Origin of the sequence: Lelliottia sp. CFBP8978, assembly GCF_034046055.2 — a bacterium.
Taxonomy (GTDB): Bacteria; Pseudomonadota; Gammaproteobacteria; order Enterobacterales; family Enterobacteriaceae; genus Enterobacter.
In genome coordinates this window covers 2,637,327-2,652,860 of sequence record NZ_CM188253.1, presented here as the reverse complement: position 1 = coordinate 2,652,860, position 15,534 = coordinate 2,637,327, and the positions used below count along the sequence as shown (strand labels likewise).

At 51.7% G+C, this 15,534-nt stretch carries 17 protein-coding genes and 3 tRNA genes; 14 read left to right on the top strand and 6 right to left on the bottom strand.

All coding sequences use genetic code 11. The annotated features are described in order from the left end of the window. Nucleotides 1-98: 98 nt before the first annotated feature. From dcyD to sdiA, 4 genes are all read left to right on the top strand, one after another. The gene (dcyD, locus tag SOM82_RS12570; protein WP_320461421.1) at nucleotides 99-1,085 is read left to right on the top strand and encodes a D-cysteine desulfhydrase; all 987 of its coding nucleotides are present in this window, start codon (nucleotides 99-101) and stop codon (nucleotides 1,083-1,085) included. Nucleotides 1,086-1,104: 19 nt separating this feature from the next. Continuing rightward, complete coding sequence (gene tcyL / locus SOM82_RS12565; protein WP_154125830.1) at nucleotides 1,105-1,773, top strand: cystine ABC transporter permease; 669 nt, start codon at nucleotides 1,105-1,107, stop codon at nucleotides 1,771-1,773. After that, the gene (tcyN, locus tag SOM82_RS12560; RefSeq protein ID WP_154125829.1) at nucleotides 1,770-2,522 is read left to right on the top strand and encodes an L-cystine ABC transporter ATP-binding protein TcyN; all 753 of its coding nucleotides are present in this window, start codon (nucleotides 1,770-1,772) and stop codon (nucleotides 2,520-2,522) included. The genes tcyL and tcyN overlap by 4 nt, the downstream gene beginning before the upstream one ends. Nucleotides 2,523-2,744: 222 nt before the next feature. Next, nucleotides 2,745-3,467, top strand: coding sequence for a quorum-sensing transcriptional regulator SdiA (gene sdiA, locus SOM82_RS12555; RefSeq protein ID WP_154125960.1), 723 nt, complete (start codon nucleotides 2,745-2,747; stop codon nucleotides 3,465-3,467). A gap of 66 nt (nucleotides 3,468-3,533) precedes the next feature. Here the strand turns inward: sdiA and SOM82_RS12550 are convergent, their stop codons facing one another. Both SOM82_RS12550 and SOM82_RS12545 read right to left on the bottom strand, forming a co-directional pair. After that, on the bottom strand, nucleotides 3,534-3,758 hold the full coding sequence (locus SOM82_RS12550; protein WP_154125828.1) for a DUF2594 family protein: 225 nt from the start codon (nucleotides 3,756-3,758) through the stop codon (nucleotides 3,534-3,536). Continuing rightward, a complete protein-coding gene (locus tag SOM82_RS12545; protein ID WP_422655530.1) occupies nucleotides 3,745-3,825 on the bottom strand; it encodes a hypothetical protein in 81 nt (26 codons plus the stop codon). Before SOM82_RS12545 ends, SOM82_RS12550 begins: the two co-directional genes overlap by 14 nt. A 402-nt stretch (nucleotides 3,826-4,227) precedes the next feature. Here SOM82_RS12545 and uvrY point away from each other — a divergent pair, with 402 nt between their 5' ends. The 8 genes from uvrY to SOM82_RS12505 all read left to right on the top strand — a co-directional run bounded on the left by uvrY (nucleotide 4,228) and on the right by SOM82_RS12505 (nucleotide 9,899). Beyond that, the gene (gene uvrY, locus SOM82_RS12540) at nucleotides 4,228-4,884 is read left to right on the top strand and encodes a UvrY/SirA/GacA family response regulator transcription factor (RefSeq protein WP_154125827.1); all 657 of its coding nucleotides are present in this window, start codon (nucleotides 4,228-4,230) and stop codon (nucleotides 4,882-4,884) included. Further along, on the top strand, nucleotides 4,881-6,713 hold the full coding sequence (uvrC, locus tag SOM82_RS12535; protein ID WP_320461420.1) for an excinuclease ABC subunit UvrC: 1,833 nt from the start codon (nucleotides 4,881-4,883) through the stop codon (nucleotides 6,711-6,713). Before uvrY ends, uvrC begins: the two co-directional genes overlap by 4 nt. A 56-nt stretch (nucleotides 6,714-6,769) precedes the next feature. Next, nucleotides 6,770-7,318: a CDP-diacylglycerol--glycerol-3-phosphate 3-phosphatidyltransferase gene (gene pgsA, locus SOM82_RS12530; RefSeq protein ID WP_154125826.1), complete on the top strand. Its 549-nt coding sequence runs from the start codon at nucleotides 6,770-6,772 to the stop codon at nucleotides 7,316-7,318. A 151-nt stretch (nucleotides 7,319-7,469) separates the two neighbouring features. Then, nucleotides 7,470-7,545 (top strand) — tRNA-Gly (locus SOM82_RS12525). Between the two features lie 52 nt (nucleotides 7,546-7,597). After that, nucleotides 7,598-7,671 (top strand) — tRNA-Cys (locus tag SOM82_RS12520). A 12-nt stretch (nucleotides 7,672-7,683) separates the two neighbouring features. Beyond that, nucleotides 7,684-7,770, top strand: a tRNA-Leu gene (locus SOM82_RS12515). A gap of 122 nt (nucleotides 7,771-7,892) precedes the next feature. Beyond that, entirely contained in the window at nucleotides 7,893-8,561 is a 669-nt protein-coding gene (locus SOM82_RS12510) for a YecA/YgfB family protein (RefSeq protein WP_320461419.1), read from the top strand. Nucleotides 8,562-8,693: 132 nt separating this feature from the next. After that, nucleotides 8,694-9,899 (top strand): ISL3 family transposase, encoded by a 1,206-nt coding sequence (locus SOM82_RS12505; RefSeq protein WP_501083526.1) that lies wholly within the window; start codon nucleotides 8,694-8,696, stop codon nucleotides 9,897-9,899. Between the two features lie 8 nt (nucleotides 9,900-9,907). Here SOM82_RS12505 and tyrP read toward each other — a convergent pair whose 3' ends face one another. Next, the gene (gene tyrP, locus SOM82_RS12500; RefSeq protein ID WP_320461634.1) at nucleotides 9,908-11,119 is read right to left on the bottom strand and encodes a tyrosine transporter TyrP; all 1,212 of its coding nucleotides are present in this window, start codon (nucleotides 11,117-11,119) and stop codon (nucleotides 9,908-9,910) included. 249 nt (nucleotides 11,120-11,368) lie between these two features. Between tyrP and SOM82_RS12495 the strand changes: the two genes are divergently transcribed. Continuing rightward, entirely contained in the window at nucleotides 11,369-11,710 is a 342-nt protein-coding gene (locus tag SOM82_RS12495) for a PM0253 family protein (RefSeq protein WP_154125823.1), read from the top strand. A gap of 66 nt (nucleotides 11,711-11,776) precedes the next feature. After that, the gene (locus SOM82_RS12490; RefSeq protein ID WP_320461633.1) at nucleotides 11,777-12,016 is read left to right on the top strand and encodes a YecH family metal-binding protein; all 240 of its coding nucleotides are present in this window, start codon (nucleotides 11,777-11,779) and stop codon (nucleotides 12,014-12,016) included. Between the two features lie 43 nt (nucleotides 12,017-12,059). Here the strand turns inward: SOM82_RS12490 and ftnA are convergent, their stop codons facing one another. The 3 genes from ftnA to SOM82_RS12475 all read right to left on the bottom strand — a co-directional run bounded on the left by ftnA (nucleotide 12,060) and on the right by SOM82_RS12475 (nucleotide 15,356). Then, a complete protein-coding gene (gene ftnA / locus SOM82_RS12485) occupies nucleotides 12,060-12,557 on the bottom strand; it encodes a non-heme ferritin (protein WP_320461632.1) in 498 nt (165 codons plus the stop codon). A gap of 204 nt (nucleotides 12,558-12,761) precedes the next feature. After that, on the bottom strand, nucleotides 12,762-13,100 hold the full coding sequence (gene yecR / locus SOM82_RS12480; RefSeq protein WP_320461631.1) for a YecR family lipoprotein: 339 nt from the start codon (nucleotides 13,098-13,100) through the stop codon (nucleotides 12,762-12,764). Between the two features lie 105 nt (nucleotides 13,101-13,205). Continuing rightward, nucleotides 13,206-15,356 (bottom strand): HD domain-containing phosphohydrolase, encoded by a 2,151-nt coding sequence (locus SOM82_RS12475; protein ID WP_320461630.1) that lies wholly within the window; start codon nucleotides 15,354-15,356, stop codon nucleotides 13,206-13,208. Nucleotides 15,357-15,534 lie beyond the last annotated feature (178 nt).

The window sequence follows — 15,534 nt, the reverse complement described above, 5'->3', positions numbered from 1 at the left end:
GGCAAAAAAAGGCGCTTTCAAAAGCGCCTTTTTTATTTCTTATGCGTCTGCGTGCATAATGAAAAATATCAAATTGAGTCTGAGTTACCGGAGGTTTCATGTCACTGCAAAATTTAACGCGTTTTCCGCGCCTCGAGTTTATTGGCGCGCCGACGCCGCTGGAGTATTTGCCGCGTTTTTCCGACTATTTAGGTCGTGACATCTTTATCAAACGCGACGACGTGACGCCTGTGGCGATGGGCGGGAACAAGCTGCGTAAGCTGGAGTTTCTCGCGGCGGATGCGCTGCGCGAAGGGGCTGATACCCTGATTACGGCGGGAGCCATTCAGTCTAACCACGTGCGCCAGACGGCGGCGGTGGCAGCGAAGCTGGGACTTAACTGCGTGGCGCTGCTGGAAAACCCGATTGATACTCGCGCCGAAAACTATCTCAGTAATGGCAATCGCCTGCTGCTGGACCTGTTTAACGTTCAGATTGAGATGTGTGATGCATTAACCGACCCCGTAGCTCAGCTTGAAGAGCTGGCGACTCGCGTCGAAGCGCAGGGTTTTCGTCCGTATGTGATCCCGGTCGGCGGCTCGAATGCGCTGGGCGCGCTGGGGTACGTTGAAAGCGCGCTGGAGATCGCCCAGCAGTGTGAAGGCGCGGTAAGTTTATCCTCAGTTGTGGTGGCCTCGGGGAGTGCGGGAACGCATGCCGGGCTGGCCGTGGGGCTTGAGCAGCTTATGCCTGAGGTGGAACTCATTGGCGTCACTGTTTCGCGCAGCATCGCGGATCAGAAGCCGAAAGTCGTCACCCTGCAACAGGCCGTCGCGCAGCAGCTGGAGGTTCAGGCGAAGGCCGATATTTTGCTCTGGGATGACTATTTTGCGCCAGGATACGGCACGCCGAATGATGAAGGGCTGGAGGCGATAAAACTGCTGGCTCGTCTGGAAGGGATCCTGTTGGACCCGGTTTACACCGGCAAGGCGATGGCGGGGCTGATCGACGGTATTACGCAGAAACGCTTTAAGGATGAAGGGCCGATACTGTTTGTGCATACCGGCGGAGCGCCTGCGTTGTTTGCCTACCATCCTCATGTCTAAACTGCGGGTCTAAAACATAATGCAAGAAAGTATTCAGTTGGTTATTGATTCACTGCCCTACCTGCTGAAGGGGGCAGTGTTTACGCTCCAGCTCAGTCTGGGGGGGATGTTCTTTGGCCTGGTGCTGGGTTTTGTGCTGGCGTTAATGCGCATGTCGCCAATTCTGCCGGTACGCTGGCTGGCGCGTTTTTATATTTCCATTTTTCGCGGCACGCCGCTGATCGCTCAGCTCTTTATGATCTACTACGGTCTGCCGCAGTTCGGCATCGAGCTTGATCCGATCCCGGCGGCGATGATTGGTCTTTCCCTGAACACCGCGGCTTATACTTCGGAGACGCTGCGCGCGGCGATCTCCTCTATTGATAAAGGTCAGTGGGAAGCCGCCGCCAGTATCGGGATGACCCCATGGCAAACGCTGCGTCGCGCCATTCTTCCGCAGGCGGCGCGAGTGGCGTTACCCCCGCTCAGCAACAGTTTTATCAGTCTGGTCAAAGACACTTCTCTCGCGGCAACGATTCAGGTGCCTGAACTGTTCCGTCAGGCGCAGCTGATCACCTCGCGTACCCTGGAGGTCTTTACCATGTATCTGGCGGCATCGCTGATTTACTGGGTAATGGCCACGGTGCTGTCGGCGTTGCAGAACTATTTTGAAAACCAGCTTAACCGCCAGGAGCGAGATCCAAAATGAGTGCGATTGACGTCAAAAACCTGGTTAAGAAATTCCACGGACAAACGGTATTGCATGGAATTGATCTTGAGGTGCAAGAGGGGGAAGTGGTCGCGATTATCGGGCCCAGCGGTTCGGGTAAGACTACGCTGCTGCGCAGTATAAATTTACTTGAGCAGCCGGAGGGCGGAACCATCCGCGTCGGTGATATCACCATTGATACCGGAAAATCTCTCGGGCAGCAAAAAGGGCTGATTCGCCGTCTGCGCCAGCATGTGGGATTTGTGTTTCAGAGCTTTAATCTGTTCCCGCATCGCACGGTGCTGGAAAATATTATTGAAGGGCCGGTCATCGTAAAAGGTGAGCCGAAAGAGGAAGCGACGGCGCGTGCGCGCGAACTGCTGGCTAAAGTGGGGCTCTCCGGCAAGGAGACCAGCTATCCTCGCCGTCTGTCGGGCGGACAACAGCAGCGGGTGGCGATTGCCCGTGCGCTGGCGATGCGCCCGGATGTGATCCTGTTTGACGAACCCACGTCGGCGCTCGATCCCGAACTGGTAGGAGAGGTTCTGAATACCATCCGCCAGCTCGCGCAGGAGAAGCGCACGCTGGTGATCGTCACGCATGAAATGGGGTTTGCACGGGATGTGGCTGACCGGGCGATCTTCATGGACCAGGGGCGTATTGTGGAACAGGGGCCCGCAAAAGCGCTGTTTACCAGTCCACAACATCCGCGCACACAACAGTTCCTCGAAAAATTCCTGACGCGATAGCCTGTCCGAGCTAATTTGCTCCAGAATTGTCATCTGGAGCAAATTATTTCCCTTAAGTTGCAAAATCATAAGCTATTTATTCTAAAAGCAGTACTCATGCTGGAGTCAAACGAAAGTTATTCTCACTTGAGGCGATATTTTGTATATATAAATAAGTTTTATGTGTTAGGTTATATTCACCATAATAATGATTATCTTTATCAGGGGCTTCATTTAGTAAGTATGAGGGATACAGACTTTTTTACATGGCGGCGGAATTGCTTCCTTCGGTTCCAGGAAATGGGAACAGCAGACGAGGTGTATCAGGAACTCCAGCAGCAAACACAGGCTCTGGAATTCGATTATTTCTCACTCTGTGTTCGTCACCCGGTTCCGTTTACACGTCCTAAAATTTCGGTCCATTCCAGCTACCCGGCTGAATGGATGGCGCAATATCAATCGGAGAATTATTTCGCCATTGATCCGGTATTAAAAAGTGAGAATTTCATTCAGGGACATTTGCCCTGGACGGATACCTTATTTGCCGAAGCGCAACCGTTATGGGATGGCGCGCGCGACCATGGTATACGCAAGGGAATTACCCAGTGTTTGATGTTGCCTAATCATGCGTTAGGTTTTCTTTCTGTTTCCCGTGCCAGCCAGTTTGGCAAAATGATGAACAGCGAAGAAATAGAGTTACGCCTGCAAATGCTAGTGCAAATGGCGCTGACGGCATTGCTGCGATTTGAGCATGAAATGGTGATGCCACCGGAGATGAAATTCAGTAAGCGCGAGAAAGAAATTCTTAAATGGACAGCAGAAGGTAAAACATCGGCTGAAATCGCGATTATTCTTTCGATCTCAGAGAATACGGTGAATTTTCATCAGAAGAATATGCAGAAGAAGTTTAATGCGCCTAACAAAACGCAGATTGCCTGCTATGCGGCGGCGACGGGATTCATCTGACGACAACATTGTTCTGCGTGCCAGACACGAAAACGGCTGAAGGCGATGCGTTCAGCCGTTTCTTTTTTACTGACGGTAGGCCTGTTTAATTTGCTTAACTGTGCCGGAAAATACGTCAGCCTGCGCCTGGTCTTCCATCTGCGCGATTTGTTTTTCCATCTTAATGATCACACGACCCGCATCGGCCTGGCCCATAGCCTGAAGCATCAGCGTCAGCAGTGCCTTCAGACAGGATACTTCCTGCGCCAGTTCCTGGTTATTTTCTGCGGTGGCGAATTCAGGTGTGCTCATTTATATTCCTCATTACAAAACTGCGCTTGTACGCGACGATGAAAGTTATGGCGGCGGAGTATAGCACAAGCCAGCGCAAAAATAGCAGTGGTTATTTTTTGTCCAATTTGGGGCTATGTTTATTCGGATAAACAAAAATGAATTTTATCTCAATGATGTATTTAACATGCCTGATTTGTTTATAGCTGGTTTGGCTTCTGTTAATTGTTGTTACAAAAATATAGGCTGGGTTTTTGAAAGGAAAGCGGGCTGTTTTTTCGTAACTTTTTGAATCAAGGCGCTTAAAAATAGCGGCGAATCACCCGTGTGGCTGGGTTTATCTTTCCACTCTCTGTACAGGCTAATTTCCAGAAAAATGAGAACGGAATCGAATGGCGCGTTTTTTAGCGTTTTAAAGTTGCGTCGAAAAACGTTAATATAAACGAATTAGCAGTCAGTAGCGTTATCCCTATTTCTGGAGACATTTCCCTTGATCAACGTTCTTCTTGTTGATGACCACGAACTGGTGCGCGCAGGGATACGACGCATACTTGAGGATATAAAGGGTATTAAAGTGGCCGGTGAGGCCTGTTGCGGTGAAGATGCCGTGAAGTGGTGTCGTGCCAACTCCGCCGATGTGGTGTTGATGGATATGAACATGCCCGGCATCGGTGGGCTCGAAGCAACACGCAAAATTGCGCGTGCCTTTGTTGATACCAAAGTCATCATGCTTACCGTTCATACCGAAAATCCGCTGCCTGCAAAAGTGATGCAGGCGGGCGCCGCAGGCTATCTCACTAAGGGCGCAGCGCCACAGGAGATGGTGAATGCGATCCGTTCAGTGTATGCCGGGCAACGTTATATCGCCTCGGATATCGCTCAACAGATGGCATTAAGTCAGATTGAACCTGAAAAAACAGGATCGCCGTTTGCCAGTTTGTCTGAGCGTGAATTGCAGATTATGCTGATGATCACCAAAGGCCAGAAGGTGAATGAGATTTCTGAGCAGCTCAATCTCAGCCCGAAAACGGTGAACAGCTACCGCTATCGGATGTTCAGTAAACTGAACATTCATGGTGATGTCGAACTCACTCACCTGGCCATTCGTCATGGTCTGTGTAAATCAGAGACCCTAACCAGTCAGTGAGTGATGTGTTTGATTCAAAATCTTTCCTGAAAACCGTTACCAGCCAGCCCGGTGTTTATCGAATGTATGACGCTGGCGGAACGGTGATCTACGTGGGCAAGGCAAAAGACCTTAAAAAGCGTCTTTCGAGCTATTTTCGCAATAATCTTGCCTCCCGTAAGACCGAAGCTCTGGTTGCTCAAATTCAGCAAATCGACGTTACCGTTACCCATACGGAGACGGAAGCGCTGCTGCTTGAACACAACTACATCAAACTTTATCAGCCGCGCTATAACGTCTTGCTGCGCGATGACAAATCCTATCCGTTTATCTTCCTGAGCAGTGACACCCATCCGCGTCTGGCGACGCATCGTGGGGCGAAACATGCAAAGGGGGAGTATTTTGGCCCATTCCCTAACGGCTATGCGGTGCGCGAAACTCTGGCATTGCTGCAAAAGATCTTCCCGGTCCGCCAGTGTGAGAACAGCGTTTATCGCAACCGTTCGCGGCCATGTCTGCAGTATCAGATTGGCCGCTGCCTCGGCCCATGCGTGGCGGGTTTGGTCAGCGAAGAGGAATATGCGCAGCAGGTGGATTACGTGCGTTTGTTCCTGGCCGGTAAAGACGATCAGGTACTGACACAACTTATTGCGCGGATGGAAAAAGCCAGCCAGGCGCTGGCATTTGAAGAGGCCGCGCGGATTCGCGATCAAATTCAGGCTGTGCGTCGGGTTACGGAAAAACAGTTCGTTTCGAATAGCGGCGATGATCTGGATGTGATTGGTGTTTCGTTCGATTCCGGGATGGCCTGTGTGCACGTGCTGTTTATTCGCCAGGGCAAAGTGTTGGGCAGCCGCAGCTATTTCCCGAAAGTACCGGGCGGCACCGAGCTGGGTGAAGTTGTAGAAACGTTTGTCGGCCAGTTTTACCTGCAGGGCAGTCAGATGCGTACGTTGCCTTCGGAGATCCTGCTCGACTTTAATCTGAATGATAAAACGTTGCTGGCCGATTCGCTTTCCGAACTGGCAGGACGGCGCGTGAATGTTCAGACCAAACCGCGTGGCGATCGCGCGCGTTATCTGAAGCTGGCGCGCACCAATGCTGCAACTGCGCTCACCACTAAGCTTTCTCAGCAGTCGACTATTCATCAGCGCCTTATCGCGCTGGCGTCGGTTCTCAAATTGCCGGAAGTGAAACGGATGGAATGTTTCGACATCAGCCACACGATGGGGGAACAGACGGTCGCATCCTGCGTGGTATTTGATGCTAACGGCCCACTGCGCGCTGAGTATCGGCGCTATAACATTACTGGTATTACGCCCGGTGATGACTATGCTGCAATGAATCAGGTTTTACGTCGTCGTTACGGCAAAGCGATTGAAGGCAGCAAAATCCCGGATGTGATATTGATCGACGGCGGGAAAGGGCAGCTCGGTCAGGCTAAAAAGGTGTTCGCCGAACTGGATGTTGAGTGGGATAAACATCACCCGCTTCTGCTCGGCGTGGCAAAAGGAACCGATCGTAAAGCGGGCCTGGAGACCCTTTTCTTTGAGCCGGAGGGGGAAGGGTTTAATTTACCGCCAGATTCTCCTGCGCTGCATGTGATCCAGCATATTCGCGATGAGTCACACGACCACGCCATTGGTGGTCACCGTAAAAAACGGGCGAAAGTCAAAAATACCAGCACGCTGGAGACGATTGAAGGCGTTGGACCAAAACGTCGGCAAATGTTGTTGAAGTACATGGGCGGATTGCAAGGACTACTCAACGCGAGCGTAGAGGAAATTGCAAAAGTGCCGGGTATTTCGCAAGGGCTGGCAGAAAAGATCTACTACTCGTTGAAACATTGAGGGCTCTGTAGCAACATAGAGCTAAATTTTACTGACAACAGACAGTTACCGTCACTATGCGATTTAACATCCCTACGTTGCTCACGCTTTTTCGCGTCGTACTTATCCCATTCTTTGTGCTGGCATTTTACCTGCCGTTCACGTGGGCTCCTTTCGCATGTGCATTGATCTTCCTTGTGGCTGCGGTGACCGACTGGTTTGACGGGTATCTGGCGCGTCGCTGGAACCAGAGCACGCGTTTTGGCGCGTTCCTCGACCCTGTCGCCGATAAAGTGATGGTGGCGATCGCGATGGTCCTCGTGGCGGAGCATTATCATACCTGGTGGGTGACCTTACCGGCAGCGACGATGATCGCGCGTGAGATCATCATCTCCGCTCTGCGCGAATGGATGGCCGAGCTGGGTAAACGCAGCAGCGTGGCGGTTTCCTGGATCGGAAAAGTCAAAACCACCGCGCAGATGGCGTCGCTGGTCTGGATGCTGTGGCGTCCGAACGCCTGGGTTGAGTGGGCGGGTATCGGCCTGCTGTGGGTTGCCGCCGTCCTGACGTTGTGGTCGATGCTGCAATATTTGAACGCCGCGCGTGGGGATTTGCTTGAACAGTGATCGTTTCGGCGTAATTTTCAGCAAACGATCCGGGGAAGCAAAATTAACGTTGACTCATCACGTCATATAAGTAGAATGCAACGCATCGAACGGCGGCACACACTGTCGGACGATAATAAAATCAAGTGATTAGCAATTAGCTTAATCATATGCGGGAATAGCTCAGTTGGTAGAGCACGACCTTGCCAAGGTCGGGGTCGCGAGTTCGAGTCTCGTTTCCCGCTCCAGATTAAAAGCATCGGCAATTGCGGGTGCTGGTCGAAAGGCCTGAAGATTTAAGGCGCGTTAGCAAAGCGGTTATGTAGCGGATTGCAAATCCGTCTAGTCCGGTTCGACTCCGGAACGCGCCTCCACTTTCTTCCCGAGCCCGGATGGTGGAATCGGTAGACACAAGGGATTTAAAATCCCTCGGCGTTCGCGCTGTGCGAGTTCAAGTCTCGCTCCGGGTACCATGGGAAAACAAGAATAATCAAAGCAATAAGCAGTGTCGTGAAACCACCTCCGGGTGGTTTTTTTGTGCCTGCCATTTCTGTGTTACCCTTCCTTGATAGTCAATTTCCCAGGAGTTCGAGCAATGACTGAAGGCCCATTAAATGAAAACGAAATGGAGTGGCTGGAACAGACATTAATGTCTTACGGTCATGAAAACGCGTCTGTGATCGATGTTTCAGAGCTGGATGGCATGCTAACCGCAGTGTTGTCTGGTCCTCTTGTCGTTGAGCCTGACACCTGGCTGGTGGCGGTATGGGGTGGCGAAAAACATATCCCGCGCTGGAAAAACGATCGTGAAATGAATCGATTTATCGATCTCTGCTTTAAGCATATGAACGATATCGCCGAGCGATTAAGCGATTACCCCGACCAGTTCGAGCCTGTCTTTGGTATTAACGAAGTGGACGGTACAAGCTACACGGTGGTTGAAGAGTGGTGTTATGGCTATATGCGGGGCGTTGCATTGACCGACTGGTCAACGCTTCCTGAAGAGCTGAAGACCGATTTGGCGCTGATTGCGTTACACGGCAGCGAAGAAAACACTGCGCGACTCGATGAGCTGACGGAAGATGAATATCATGCCAGCATCGAAGCGATTCGTCCGGCGGCGTTACGTCTGTACAACTACTGGCTTGAGAATCCGCAGCAGACGGTCACGCAGCAACCAATCGTGAATGGCGCGAAGGTCGGGAGAAACGATCCTTGCCCTTGCGGCAGCGGTAAGAAATTCAAAAGTTGCTGTTTGCATTAATCAGAAAGGGCTCATGATGAGCCCTTTTTTTAGGTTCATCGCGGTTAAGCGTGAACCAATAGAAAACGGCGGTAAAAGTGGTTAGTTTTGTATTCGCCAAAACACTAACCAGCCACTCAACCGCCGTCTGCCATGAATGCTAATCTTTCTTCCCTCTTCTGGGAAGGTTTCACTGTTGATTCCTTCACTCATCCTGCACCGGATGCTCTGCTTATTACGCTCCGGCCTGACCCCGGTTTTGCGCCGTCCTGCCGTCGATGTGGCTGTAGAGACTGTGCTGTCCATGATGTCTCTGTGCGACGGGTTCGTGAGCGCGATTTACTTCACTGGCGCGTCACACTTCAGCTTCCCGTTCGCCGTCTGCGCTGTTCCCGCTGCGGGATTGTCACCGAGCACATCTCATGGGTGCCTGAACGGCAACGTTACACGTCCTCGTTAGCGACCTGGGTGGAATCTCTTACCCGGTTATTGCCGGTTAAGCATGTGGCACAGTTGACCGGTCTGCACTGGCACACCATTAAAAATATCGACTGCCGACGCCTGCGGCGGGAACTCCGGGAGCCTGAACGGCACACGCTGCGCCGCCTGATAATGGATGAGTTCGCGCTGTTCAAAGGGCATCGCTATGCCACGGTTGTGGTGGATGCAGATACACAACGGGTGCTGTGGGTCGGTGAAGGGCGCAGCCGGGTAGCCTTCCGTCCGTTCTTCACCTGGCTGGGCCCGGAAGGATGTGCCGCCATCGAATCTGTCGCGATGGATATGAATACGGCGCTGGACCTGGAAGTGAGAGCGCAGTGCCCGCAGGCGGAAGTGGTGTATGACCTGTTCCATGTTGTGGCGAAGTTCGGCCGGGAAGTCATCGACAGAGTGAGGGTCGATCAGGCGAATCAGTTGCGTGACAACAGCAAGGCGCGGAAGGTTATCAAACGCGGCCGCTGGTTGCTGTTGCGTAATCCAGAGAACCTGCCGGCCGGGCATGAGGTGAAACTGGCAGAGTTGCTGGCGGCGAACCAGCCGTTAAATACGGTGTATGTGATGAAAACAGCCCTGAAAGAGCTGTGGTATGCCCCGGATAAAGACGTTGCGAAGCGTCGCTGGAATGAGTGGTACAGGCAGGCACAGGAAAGTGGCATCAGGGCGTTGCAGCAGTTCGCTGATAAGCTGAAGGGTTACGTGAGCGGCATAATCGCGAGTGCCACGCATCGTCTGAATACCAGCGTACTTGAGGGAATGAACAACAAGATCAAAGTGATAAAACGAATGGCATACGGATACCGGGATAACGACTACTTTTTTATGAAGATAAAAGCAGCGTTCCCCGGTAAGGCGCGATGAACCTTTTTTTATCCCACTTCTGGCAAAACGCCCGCCGCAATAGAGAACTGGACCAGGATAACCCCAACGCCGCAGGCGAAGACAAGCGCTAACAGGAACTTGCCCCCCCAGACCCGATAGCCAGAGTCAGGATGCTGTTGACGGCTTTTCCATGCCAGCAGGGAGGGGAGCAACAGGGCCAGGACCGCGAGCGCGACCCCCGCATACCCCAGCGCCATCACAAATCCGCGCGGATAGAACAGTGCAAACGCCAGAGGCGGCAGGAAGGTAATGATCCCTGTCTGCAGGCGCCCGGCAACGGAGCGACTGCGCTGGAACAGGTCTCCCAGGTAATCGAACAAGCCCAGCGCGACGCCCAGGAAAGAGGTCGCCAGAGCGAGATCGGCAAATAAATGTACTGCCAGTTCGACGTGCGGCGAAGCAACGACCTCGCGCAGCGCCTGCAGGAATCCGTTCAGACCGGAGTGATCTGCCATTAAGCCAATAAAGGTGGACGAATGAATGCTGCCCAATGTCACCAGTTGCCAGAAAATATAGGCAATTAATGGAATGGCGCTTCCGATAACAAAGACGCGGCGCAGCTTACGGATATCGCCATTCATGTAGCTGACGATGCTGGGCACGCTGCCGTGGAAACCAAATGAGGTGAAAATGACCGGAATCGCAGAGAGCGCCAGCCCTTTCTCCAGCGGCAGCGTGAGCAAATTCACTTTATGAATATGTGGAGCGAGTAGCGCGAGCATCACAACGAGGAAAATAATTTTTGCGCTGAACAGAAAACGGTTAAACAGATCGACCAGCGACGTCCCCACGCATACCACTCCACCGCCAATGAGCGTGAAGAAGATAACCCCCGTGGACGGAGAAATATCTGTCCCGAACCAGTCATTGATGCTGGAGGCGATCAGTTCGCCCGCGCCGCTCATGTAAGCCGCAGTGAGGGCATACATCAGGAACATCATACTCAGGCCGGTGATCCACTGGCCGTAGCGACCGAGATAGCGCGCAGCCAGCGAGCCCAGCCCGGTATCCGCCGGGACGTGCTGATACACTTCGAGCAGCAACAATGCGGTATAACACATAAGCGCCCACAGACAGCCTAACAGCAGCAACGTGACGCCAAAGCCGACGCCAGCCGCAGCCAATGGCATCGCCAACATTCCTGCGCCAATTGTCGTGCCCGCAACGATAAAAATACTTCCCAGAGTTCTGTTCTTCACGCTTTCCTCTACCACGACAACAAATCGCAACCCAATCTGCGGCGCAGAGTAAGGGAAAATGGGGTCTTCGTCAAATCAGCGTTACAACAGGTGTAATGATATTTATACACTTTATTGAGCGCGATTCCCTTTGGGCAAGTGGCTGATACTTTTGAGGGTTTTGCCTACTTCATAAGGGCAATGTTATAGGGTGAAAATCAGGCGTACCTTAAACATTCACGATAAATAATCAACAAAAGTGAGAGGCTGATGGCAGGGGAGAATCCATTTACTGCGGCATGGAGTCGTTCAGGTAATCTGTTATGCCATGGACACTGGATCATTCGCTGGAACGGGCAGGCGCTTGAGCTGCCGGAACCGCGACGGGAAAAGGATATGGGGACGTGGGCTATCTACAATATCATCGATCCGGAAGATGAACTGTATGCCCAGGGATTAACGGAAGATGACTGGATTATTGAAAACGTCGACTGGTTAACCGATCTGTTCTTTGAAAATGCGATACCGCTTGAGACTGACAGCTATCGTCATTTTTATCAGGCGATCAATCCTCATGACTGGCGCTGTACCAGCTGTGCGGGGTGCATGTAAACCTGTGCCAGCGCAATGTGTTTGCGGGTCAAAGCGTTTAGCCTGTGCCTTTTAATGGGAGGGGTTATGACGTCAATCCACGGGCACGATGTGCTCAATATGATGCTTGAGTCCGGCGAACAGTACACCGAAAAGAGTCTGATTCAGGCTATTGATTTACGCTTTGGAAACAACGCGCGCTTTCATACCTGTTCGGCTGAAAATATGTCGGCGGGGGAGTTGGTGACATTCCTTGCTGCGCGAGGCAAGTTTATTCCGGTTGAAGAGGGATTTTCGACGCACGAAAGTAAAATCTGTCGCCATTAACGCGCTAAAAAAAGGGTGTCAGCTGAATGACACCCTGAAAAAATTAATTCTGGGTATCGAGGGTCGAAAGTTCTTTATCAATAAAGTAAAGACCTTCGCCTGATTTTCCTGCCAGAGATAATTTATCAATAACTGATTTAAACAGTTTTTCTTCTTCGTGCTGTTCTGCAACATACCACTGCAGGAAATTAAATGTCGGATAATCCTGACTCATCATAGCCGCATGGGTCAGCTCATTAATTTTTTGAGTGATTAACTGCTCATGTTCGTAGGTCGCGCGGAACAGTTCATCCAGAGAGGTGTACTCGGCAAACGGCGACTCGACAGGGTTGATGCGCGGCAGGCTGCCGGTATCAGCCAGGTAGTCAAACAGGCGCTGCATGTGGGTCATCTCTTCCTGCGCATGGCGGCGCAGGAAAGCCGCCGCACCTTCGAAGCTGTGATAGCTGCACCAGGCACTCATTTGTTGATAAAGCAGGGATGAAAAAAGCTCAAGGTTCATTTGCTCGTTGAGCTTATCGATCATTTCAGTTTTCAGCATGGTGCAGCTCCATTCATTATTTCATCGCCGAGAGAAGCGTCACTATAATTTGTTATTTAATTATTTGCAAAAGGTAAAATAAATATATTAATTATTAAAAATACGAATGGGAATAAAACGCATTGGCAGTGATAATTAAATTAATGAGAATTGTTCTGTTTCTTATTTGAATGCGCTGCCAGTGTGCATCTGGCAGCAACAGGATTAATACCAGGCTTGCGTCGCTGAAGGGTTCACGGCGTAACCCAGGCATTTATACTGGATAGTGACGCTTTCATTCAGACAGACCGAACCGCTGAAAATGCTACAGGTTTTGATGGGTTGCCCGTAAAACGAGGCCGTCGCATATCCCATGCTTTGACATTCACGCGTGGCCGTCCCATTGGTCACATAGGCATCATAATGGGCGTTCTGCAGCATCGCCTGACCGTAGTTAAGCCTGACGATCCCGTTTGGCGCATCGGTATGACTCACTTCCGCCTGACGGGTGACACTGCAGCCCGCAAGCAGCAAAAGTAAGCCAGCAACGAGTAATCTCTTCATAATTTGCTCTGAGTCGGAGGGGGACACGTTATCCTAACGCCTGTTGAGGAGCACAATGCCTCGAATAGCCGGAGGATTTTCCCTTTCTCTTTTCAACGGCATAAGTTAGTCGGCCAGACTGTCGAATATCATACAAAACTTAAGATGATGCTGACGGAAGAGAGCGATGAGCTGCGGGTCAAAGTGTTTTCCGGTACCGTCGAGGATAACTTCGCACGCCAGCTCATGGCTAAAACCTGGCTTATAGATCCGCTTTTGCCGCAACGCATCATAGACGTCGGCTAACGCCAGAATGCGCGCCTCAAGCGGAATATTCTCCCCGCGTAGTCCTTCGGGATAGCCACTTCCGTCCCATTTTTCGTGATGGAAATGGATAATATTTTCTGCCACCGGCCCCAGCCCAAGCCCCTGGATAATCATATATCCCTTGGTGGTGTGCAGTTTCATCTCACTGAATTCCTGCTCCGTCAGCGGGCCTTGCTTGCGCAGAATACGATCCGGAACCGCAATCTTTCCCACGTCGTGCAGCGAGGCAAAGCGTTCGATTTCGCTAATCATTTTGCGCGACAAATTCAGTTCACGGGCCATCATGCCGCAGTATTTTGCCACCCGCTGAATATGGCTGCCGGTCTCGTCATCGTGGGCCCGATTAACCTTCTCCAGCGCCTGGACGATATTGCGGTTAACCAGCCGGTTTTCTTTGATATGGCGTCGCATCATCACCAGCATTCCTGAGCTAAACAGCGCGGTGATGAGCAGCACAACGCTGATCACTTTTAAGGTGTTTTTCGTCAACGCCGGGAAGAACTCTTGATCACCGGAACGCTCAAGCTGGGTGCGGAACCCGGACAGCCGGTGCGCCTGCGTCAGCAGATGAAACAGAGGATGGTCTGGCTCTACCCACGGGCCGATCACAAATTCACTGCGGGTGACGCCGGCCACTTTGAGTACACCACGAAACAGTTCGTTGCCGCGAAGCCTCGATTCCAGTGAACTCAAATCGCCCAGAATATAGTCAATCTTGTTGTTGTCGATGGCGTCGATCAGTTCGTTAATACCGCGTTGTTCAACAATCACGACATCGTTGCCAAATCGCGCCTGTAAATATTGTCCGGAGAACGAACCCGCCAGTACCCCCACGCGCTGGCTGCGAATACTCTCTTCATCCCAGAGAAAGGGCTGGTTGATTCGGTTGTAATAGACGTTATGCCAGGCGGCATCCGGGCCGATACGGCCTGCGGCATGTCCGGTATCTCTGTTTTCAGCAACATCCACCATACGGATTGGCCAGCGCTGTTTTTGCAATGCTTCTGTATAATTATCAATAAAATGAACATCCACCTCCATTCCCAGCAGCTCGCGCATGTCGTGGATCATGTTGATGGCAGTACCCTGATAACCGCGGCTATCTTTCCAGATAATCGGCGCAAAGTTCTCGTTTTTGGGAAGCCAGACCTGCAGGCGATGGCTGGCGAGCCAGGCCTGTTCTTCTGGTGAAATAGTGATGCGGCTTAAAAGGTAGTCGCGTTTGCTCTCTTCCAGCGCGTTGCGCATTTTTCCGCTGCGATACCATTCGCCAATAAACGCATTCACTTTTTCACGCAGGTCGCGCAGCTCCGGGCTGAACCCCAGAACCACGGGGATACGCAGCTCCGGGAAAGGGCGCGAGAGAAGATAGTAGCGCTGGGTATTTTCCATCTCGCTGGCATCATTAATGTAGAAGTCGGCTTTATGCTCGCTGAGTAAACGAAAGGCCTCTTCACTGCTGGCAACCAGTCGAAGCGAACGAAACTTCAGGTCTGGGTAGCGCTTTTGCACGCTGTCGAGGGTGGCGTCACTCTGGCGAAACAACACTCGGGCGTTGCGAAGCTCTTCAGCGGTATTGACCGACAGCGACGGACTGGCCGCCACCACTTCATTATTGAAAAGCTGTGATGAGAGAATTTTGGACCGCGCCCGGGCCTCGGTGCGCAAAACGCCGGCATATACGCCGTAGCTGTCGGTGTTGAAACGCTGCCCGATTTCAGGGCCACTTATGGGCTGTAGCTGGAGTTGAGTACGATATTTTTGATTGATAGCGCGGATCAGTTCAGGATAGAAACCGGCCATTTCGCCTTGCGGTGTTCGCCAGAATTCAAAACTGTCGGCATTGTAAATCCAGACCGGGATAATGGGGGGCTCAGGGGTCGGTTGTGCACAAAGCGATCTGGCCCATAGCAGGCCAGCGAGGAGAGCAATCCACACAAGCGGTGTCATGCGAGGCGTCCGGCAGCGCATATTCACAGGTCTTCCCCAAAGGATTTTTATTGTCTTTTAAAAGCAGTCTAGCTAACAGAGGGAAGTGAGAGTAGAGATTTCTTCACTTTATCCTCTGGCAGAGAGTTTCCCTCTCTTTGCATGATTATGTGAACTCACCTTAATTTTTTAAAACATT

Excerpts from the sequence above, each read along its gene's own strand:
- dcyD (WP_320461421.1), top strand. The coding sequence starts at position 99 with ATGTCACTGCAAAATTTAACGCGTTTTCCGCGCCTCGAGTTTATTGGC.
- tcyL (WP_154125830.1), top strand. The coding sequence starts at position 1,105 with ATGCAAGAAAGTATTCAGTTGGTTATTGATTCACTGCCCTACCTGCTG.
- tcyN (WP_154125829.1), top strand. The coding sequence starts at position 1,770 with ATGAGTGCGATTGACGTCAAAAACCTGGTTAAGAAATTCCACGGACAA.
- sdiA (WP_154125960.1), top strand. The coding sequence starts at position 2,745 with ATGAGGGATACAGACTTTTTTACATGGCGGCGGAATTGCTTCCTTCGG.
- SOM82_RS12550 (WP_154125828.1), bottom strand. The coding sequence starts at position 3,758 with ATGAGCACACCTGAATTCGCCACCGCAGAAAATAACCAGGAACTGGCG.
- pgsA (WP_154125826.1), top strand. The coding sequence starts at position 6,770 with ATGCGATTTAACATCCCTACGTTGCTCACGCTTTTTCGCGTCGTACTT.
- SOM82_RS12510 (WP_320461419.1), top strand. The coding sequence starts at position 7,893 with ATGACTGAAGGCCCATTAAATGAAAACGAAATGGAGTGGCTGGAACAG.
- SOM82_RS12505 (WP_501083526.1), top strand. The coding sequence starts at position 8,694 with ATGAATGCTAATCTTTCTTCCCTCTTCTGGGAAGGTTTCACTGTTGAT.
- SOM82_RS12495 (WP_154125823.1), top strand. The coding sequence starts at position 11,369 with ATGGCAGGGGAGAATCCATTTACTGCGGCATGGAGTCGTTCAGGTAAT.
- SOM82_RS12490 (WP_320461633.1), top strand. The coding sequence starts at position 11,777 with ATGACGTCAATCCACGGGCACGATGTGCTCAATATGATGCTTGAGTCC.
- ftnA (WP_320461632.1), bottom strand. The coding sequence starts at position 12,557 with ATGCTGAAAACTGAAATGATCGATAAGCTCAACGAGCAAATGAACCTT.
- yecR (WP_320461631.1), bottom strand. The coding sequence starts at position 13,100 with ATGAAGAGATTACTCGTTGCTGGCTTACTTTTGCTGCTTGCGGGCTGC.
- SOM82_RS12475 (WP_320461630.1), bottom strand. The coding sequence starts at position 15,356 with ATGACACCGCTTGTGTGGATTGCTCTCCTCGCTGGCCTGCTATGGGCC.